Origin of the sequence: Kitasatospora sp. NPDC056446 (assembly GCF_042796115.1) — a bacterium.
Classification (GTDB): Bacteria; Actinomycetota; Actinomycetes; order Streptomycetales; family Streptomycetaceae; genus Kitasatospora.
In genome coordinates this window covers 1-6,788 of the sequence record NZ_JBHTRF010000080.1, presented here as the reverse complement: position 1 = coordinate 6,788, position 6,788 = coordinate 1, and the positions used below count along the sequence as shown (strand labels likewise).

At 72.7% G+C, this 6,788-nt stretch carries 5 protein-coding genes; 2 read left to right on the top strand and 3 right to left on the bottom strand.

Annotated features, from left to right (window positions below):
• Positions 1-164: 164 nt before the first annotated feature.
• The 3 genes from ACFQ6N_RS33350 to ssuE form a co-directional block, all read right to left on the bottom strand.
• Positions 165-2,729 (bottom strand): ABC transporter permease, encoded by a 2,565-nt coding sequence (locus ACFQ6N_RS33350; RefSeq protein ID WP_380657349.1) that lies wholly within the window; start codon positions 2,727-2,729, stop codon positions 165-167.
• 17 nt (positions 2,730-2,746) lie between these two features.
• The gene (locus ACFQ6N_RS33345) at positions 2,747-3,532 is read right to left on the bottom strand and encodes an ABC transporter ATP-binding protein (RefSeq protein WP_380657347.1); all 786 of its coding nucleotides are present in this window, start codon (positions 3,530-3,532) and stop codon (positions 2,747-2,749) included.
• A gap of 332 nt (positions 3,533-3,864) precedes the next feature.
• Positions 3,865-4,422: an NADPH-dependent FMN reductase gene (gene ssuE, locus ACFQ6N_RS33340; RefSeq protein ID WP_380657345.1), complete on the bottom strand. Its 558-nt coding sequence runs from the start codon at positions 4,420-4,422 to the stop codon at positions 3,865-3,867.
• A gap of 388 nt (positions 4,423-4,810) precedes the next feature.
• On the opposite strand from ssuE, the gene ACFQ6N_RS33335 reads away from it, so the two are divergent.
• Positions 4,811-6,157 (top strand): LCP family protein, encoded by a 1,347-nt coding sequence (locus ACFQ6N_RS33335; RefSeq protein WP_380657343.1) that lies wholly within the window; start codon positions 4,811-4,813, stop codon positions 6,155-6,157.
• A 38-nt stretch (positions 6,158-6,195) separates the two neighbouring features.
• Positions 6,196-6,693: a hypothetical protein gene (locus tag ACFQ6N_RS33330; protein ID WP_380657342.1), complete on the top strand. Its 498-nt coding sequence runs from the start codon at positions 6,196-6,198 to the stop codon at positions 6,691-6,693.
• Positions 6,694-6,788: the final 95 nt, after the last annotated feature.

Here is a 6,788-nt window from a genome sequence, read left to right as displayed (position 1 = left end):
CGAGATCGACCGGCGGGGCGCCTACGGGCGCGCGCGCAACCCCCCCGCGGGGGGCGGGGTGCTGCCGCCCCCCCGCCCCCCGGCCCCCGTTCCGCTGTCCGGCGCCCCCCGGCGCCGGTCAGTACGTCGTGCCCCGGCCGCGCCGGTCGGTACGTGGCGATGCCTCAGTCCGTCGCGATGGCCGCGAGGACGTTCATCCGCCCGGCCCGGAAGGCCGGCACCAGGGCGGCGACCAGGCCGATCACCACCGAGGAGGCCAGGGTGACCGCGATCGTGGTGGTCGGGACGGAGAGCGTCCCGAGGCCCTGGTCCCGCAGGACCCGCTGGACGGTGACGCCCCAGGCCAGGCCGAGACCGGTGCCGAGGACGGCGCCGAACACCGCGATCACCACGGACTCCAGCCGGATCATCCGGCGCAGCTGGCGGCGGGAGATCCCGATCGCCCGCAGCAGGCCGATCTCCCGGGTCCGCTCGACCACCGAGAGGGCCAGGGTGTTGACCACGCCGAGCACCGCGACGGTGATGGAGAGGCCGACCAGCCCGTAGATGAGGTAGAGCAGGGTGTTGACCTGGGACTGGACGAGCTCCTTGTAGCCCGCCTGGTCCTTGATGGTCAGCTGCGGGTACTCCTTGAGCGCGCCCTCCAGGGCGGTCAGCGTCCTGGCGACGTCGGCACCGGCCGAGGCCTTGGCGAAGAACGTCCGGGCGGCGGGCTGGTCGGCCGCCGGTACGGCCTTGGCCATGGTGGCGTCGTCGACGAACGAGGTGTCCCCGTAGAGCGAGCCCTTCGCGAACACGACCCCGACCGGCAGCACCTGGGTGTGGCCCTTGCCGTAGTCGACGGTGACGCTGTCGCCGACCTTGAGCTGCTGCTCCTTGGCGAAGTCCTCGCCGATGCCCAGCGAGCCGCGCCCGATCGAGTCGACCGCGCCGGAGGTGACCGGGAACCGGAAGTCCGTGCCGAAGAAGGCCGGCGGCACGGCGGCCACGCCGGTCCGCTTGGTCCGGCCGTCCGACAGCCGGACCTTGGCGTCGAACTCCTTCTGGGTGGTGACGTGGTCGACGCCCGGGGTCTTCCGGACCGCGTCGACCATCTCCGGGGTGATCGCGGTACGGCCGCCGATGATGTAGTCCACGCCGACCGAGCGGTCGATCTGCGCGCTGGCCGAGGTGACCGCCGAGGAGCTGAACACCGAGGAGGCGATCACCAGCGCCAGGCCGATCATCAGCGCGGCGGCGGTGGCGCCGGTGCGGCGCGGGTTGCGCATCGCGTTGCGCTGGGCGAGCCTGCCGGACGGGCCGAACAGGGCCGGCAGCAGCGCGCCGAGCACCCGGATGACCGCGGTGGCCAGCAGCGGGCCGAGCACCACGAAGCCGACCAGGGTGAGCAGCACGCCCAGCCCCAGGTACTGGCCGCCGGTGGCCGCCTTCTCCGCCCGTGCGCCGAGCACCAGCAGGGCGGCGCCGCCCGCCGTCACCAGGAGGCCGACGACCGTACGGACCACGTTGGCGCGGGCCTCGGCCGGGGTCCCGTGGTCGCGCAGGGCGGCCATCGGCGAGATCCGGCTCGCCCGGCGGGCCGGGATCCAGGCCGCCACGACGGTGATCAGGATGCCCACCGCGTACCCGGCGGCGAACACGTCGGGCCCGATCTGCAGGTCGCTCGCCTTGAGGCCCATGCCGAGCGCGTTCATGAGCTTGACCAGGCCGACCGCGATGCCCAGGCCGGTCCCGATCCCGAGGGTCGAGCCGAGCACGCCCAGGATCAGCGCCTCGACCAGCACCGAGCCGTTCACCTGGCGGCGGCTGCCGCCGACGGCGCGCAGCAGGCCGATCTCCCGGGTGCGCTGGGCGACCAGCATCGAGAAGGTGTTGATGATCAGGAAGCCGCCGACGACCAGCGAGACCCCGGCGAAGCCGAGCATCGCGTACTTCATGAAGTCGAGGCCGCTGCCGACGCTCTTGCTGTTCTCCGCCTTCTGCTCGGCGGCGGTCTTGACCTGGTAGCCGCCGCCGATCGCGGCCAGGGCGTCGGCCTTGAGCCGGTCGTCGCCGCGGCTGCCGTCGCCGAACGCCTCGACGGAGGTGAACGCCTGCTCCCCGAGCAGCACCTGCTGCGCGGTCGCGGTGTCCAGGAAGGCCAGCGCCGCACCCGGGTTGGTGGTGGTGAAGGTCGCGATGCCCGCGATGGTGAACTCGTGCTTGCCGGCGGCGTTGTCGAGCCGGATCCGGCTGCCGAGGCCGAGCTTGGCCTTCTTCGCGGTGTCGGCGTCCAGCACCAACTCGCCCGCGCCCTGCGGCGCGTGGCCGGAGGTGATGGTGAGCGCGTTGCGCGGGGTGTCGGTCCAGTTGCCGACCATGGTGGGCGCGCCGCTGGTCGGGCCGACCAGCTTGCTGGTGGCCGGGTCGACCAGGGCCGCGTCCTGGACCATGACCTGGCCGACGGCCTTCTTCACGCCGGGCACCGAGGCGACCCGGTCGGCGATCGCGGCCGGGACGGTCAACGGCTTGTCGCCGGACTGCCGGTCCTCGTCCTCGGCCGGCTTGGGCGGCTGGACCGAGATGTCGGAGGCGGTGGCGGCGAAGAGCTTGTCGAAGGTGCTGGTGGCGGTGTTGGAGAACACCAGGGTGCCGGAGACGAAGGCCACCGACAGCACGACGGCGATGAGCGAGAGCGCCATCCGGCCCTTGTGGGCGAAGAAGCTCCGCAGTGAGGTCTTGAGCAGCATGGTCGTGTCGTCCCCGCTCAGCTGGTGCGCTTGCCGTCGAAACGGCGCATGCGTTCGAGGACGGAGTCGGCGGTGGGCGCGTGCATCTCGTCGACGATCACGCCGTCGGCGAGGAAGAGGACGCGGTCCGCGTAGCCCGCGGCGACCGGGTCGTGGGTGACCATCACCATGGTCTGGCCCAGTTCGTCCACCGAGCGGCGCAGGAAGGTCAGCACCTCGGCGCCGGCCCGGGAGTCCAGGTTCCCGGTGGGCTCGTCACCGAAGATGATCTCGGGGCGGGCGGCCAGGGCCCGGGCCACCGCGACGCGCTGCTGCTGGCCGCCGGAGAGCTGGGTCGGGCGGTGCTTGAGCCGGCCGGCCAGGCCGACGGTCTCCACCACCTGGTCGAGCCAGGCCTGGTCGGGCTTGCGGCCCGCGATGTCCATCGGGAGCGTGATGTTCTCCAGCGCGTTCAGGGTGGGCAGCAGGTTGAACGCCTGGAAGATGAAGCCGATCTTGTCCCGGCGCAGCCGGGTCAGCTGCTTGTCCTTGAGGCCGGTGATCTCGGTGTCGCCGATCCAGATCCGGCCGGTGCTGACGGTGTCGAGCCCGGCCAGGCAGTGCATCAGGGTGGACTTGCCGGAGCCCGACGGGCCCATGATCGCGGTGAACCGGCCGCGCTGGATGTCGACGTCGACCGCGTCGAGCGCGGTGACCCTGGTCTCGCCCGAGCCGTACGCCTTGGTGACCTGACGGGCCGAAGCGGCGACGGCGGAGGCTCCGCCGGGAAGCTGGGGGTCGTACACGGCTGTTGCCGTCGTCACTGGAGTCTCCTATTGGAAGATGCGCTCACCCGTTGGTCCCCAGCCTCGCGGGCCCGCCCGCCTCGCGACATGGTGCAGGCGGTAGTCCTCGACCGGGAGTCAGCCCCACCCTCCCGGTGGACCGGGCTGCCGGACCCGACACGATCGGGCCGCTTCCTGGCGGGTGGGGATGTGTGAACCACGTTAGGAGTGGACGGCGGACGGCTCGTCATCCGCCGGAATGAAGCGCTTCAACCAAGGTTCTACGGGGCGCGGGGCGCCTCCCCCTAGGGGTCGCCGCGGCCCGTCTCGGGGAGGCCCCGTACGGGCCGCGGCGACGGCGGCGCGGCTGGTCAGCAGGTGGTCAGCACCGGCGGGGACAGCCGCTCCAGGGCCGTGGCGAAGCCGTCGACGACCGGGGCCAGCAGGGTCTCGGTCTCGCGCTCCAGCAGGGTCGTCCCGTCCTCCCGGGCGGTGACGTGCCGGTCGAGCACGAACCAGCCCTGGGTGATGTGGCCGGCGCCCATCGAGCTGAGCACCGGGCGCAGCGCGTAGTCCACCGCGAGGACGTGGGCCGGCGAGCCGCCGGTGGCCAGCGGCAGGACGGCCTTGCCGGTGAGCGCGTACTGCGGGAGCACGTCCAGCAGGGCCTTCAGCAGGCCCGAGTAGGCGGCCTTGTAGACGGGGGTGCCGATGACGACGCCGTCGGCACGGGCGAACAGCTCGGTGACGGCGACGATCTCGGGGTGGTCGAAGTCGCCCGACAGCAGCGCGTGCGCGGGCAGGCTGCGGGCCTCGAAGGGGACGACGTGGTGCCCGCGGTCCGCCAGCCGCGCGTCGACGTGGCGCAGCAGGCGGGTGGTGCGGGAGGTGGCGGACGGGGAGCCGGAAACGGACAGGACGACGGCCATGGGTTCACCTCTGGCTGGGAGCGGGGCGGCGCTGCGCAGCGGGGAAGGCGCTGCGGTGGGGGCTACCGGGGTGGGGTCCGGTACCGGGGGGTCGCTACGTCCTCGGACGTGCGGTTCTCGACGGCGCGCGTCAGCCGCGACAGAGCGAACAGGCCACACCGCGCCGCAGGTCGACGTGCCGCCGACGCGTGAGTGCCCAACGCTGATCCATGCCTGAAATGCAAACACGCGGTGTTCGAGCCGGTCAAGAATCGTTTCAGCAGCCGGAACGCCGGGTGTCCGGACGTTACGGCGGAACGGTCCGGCACGTGCATCAAAACTGCTACAAGAGCACCGGCGGGCCCCCCGGGGGGAGTCAGCCCGGCCGGGGTCGGGCATCCTCGACGGCATGAACACGTGGCAGGAGGGCCGCCCGGGGGGCGGCGGGAACCCGTACGGCGGCACCGGCGGGGGCGGCTCGGCGGCCGAGCCGCCGCTGCCGTCCTCGCTGAACCCGCGCGGGCCGGGGACGACCGCGCCGCGACAGCCGCAGCAGCCGCCCGGGCCCTCCCGGCTCGGCGGCGTCCCCCAGCAGGGGGCCGGCGCACCCGGCACCCGGCCCGGCGGCCCGGCCGGTCCCGGGCGTCCGGGTGGTCCCGGTGGTCCCGGCGGCCCGGGTGGTCCCGGTGGTCCCGGCGGCCCGGGTGGCCCCGGTGGCCCGGGCAGCGGCCCCGGCGGTACCCGGCCGGCCGGTGCGCGATCCGGGCGCTGGCCGCGGCGCAGGATCGTCAAGTGGTCGGTCTTCGGCCTGCTGATCGCCGTCATGGTGACCTCCGTGTCCACCTGGTTCTGGGCGGACTCCAAGCTCAACCACGAGAACGTGCTCGCCGACTACCCCGGCCGCCCCGCCGCGGGCAAGGGCACCAACTGGCTGATCGTCGGCTCCGACAGCCGCCAGGGCCTCACCGACTCCGAGCAGGACGACCTGCACACCGGGCACGACACCGAGGGCAAGCGCAGCGACTCGATGATGGTCCTGCACGTCGGGGACAACGGGAACACCCTGATGAGCATCCCGCGCGACTCCTGGGTGCCGATCCCCGAGCACCCGGGCAGCAACGGCAAGCCGGTCAAGGGCACCACCGCGAAGATCAACTCGGCCTTCGGCTCCGGCGGCGGGCGCCTGCTCGTCCAGACCGTCGAGCAGAACACCGGCATCCGCATCGACCACTACGCCGAGATCGGCTTCGCCGGCTTCGTCGGCATCGTCGACTCGATCGGCGGCGTCGAGATGAAGATCGACCAGGACGTCAAGGACAAGGACTCCGGCCTGGACCTCAAGGCCGGCGACCAGACCCTCACCGGCAAGCAGGCCCTCGCCTTCGTTCGCCAGCGCCACCAGATGGCCGACCAGGACCTCGGCCGGATGCGCAACCAGCAGAAGTTCCTCGGCGCCCTCGCCCACCAGGCCGCCTCCCCCGGCAACCTGCTCGACCCGTTCACCTTCTACCCGCTGGTCGACTCGGCGCTCGGCACCCTGATCGTGGACGACGACTGCGGGCTGACCGACCTCGGCTCGCTCTTCCTCGCCATGAAGGACGTCAACGGCGGCAGCGGCAAGTCCCTGACCGTGCCGATCGGCAACCCGGACTACCGGACCAAGACCGGCGAGTCCGCGGTGCTGTGGGACGCCACCAAGTCCAAGCAGCTCTTCGACGCCTTCAAGAACGACACCGCGGTGCCCGACATCAAGTGATCGGTGACTTCGGGTGACGGCGCCGAGACAATGTGCGGATGTCACTCGTCACCGCGCTGATCTACCGCCGCCGCCACCGCCTCCTGGGCCGCCTGGTCCAGGAGGCGCTCGCGTTCTACGGGATGGAGGTGCCCGCCGCCTGCGAGATCGGGCCCGGGCTCACCGTCTTCCACCGCGGCTTCGGCACCGTGCTGCACCCGTACACCACGCTCGGCTCCGACGTGACGCTCTACAACGGCGTCACCATCGGCCGGGCCGACCCGTGGGTGCCGCAGGAGCGGAGCGCGATGCGGCGGGTGGTGGTCGAGGACGGCGCGGTGCTGTGCGCGGGCGCCAAGGTGGTGTGCAAGGACGGCGTGCTGACGGTCGGCGCGGGCACCGTCGTCGGCGCCAACGCCGTCCTCACCCGCTCGACCGGGCCCGGGGAGATCTGGGCCGGCGCGCCCGCGCGCAAGGTCGGCGTACGGGACAGGAGCCCGGCGCCCGGGCCGGACACGGTCGCGGCGGCCGCCCCTCAGGCCTCGACGCGGGCCTAGGCCCAATGCCGGTGACTTTAGGTCGCTCCTGGTTCGGCGATCGTGACTGTTGTCGGTTCGGGTGGTGGCCAGTCGCGGTGTCGGGCGCGCTTGAG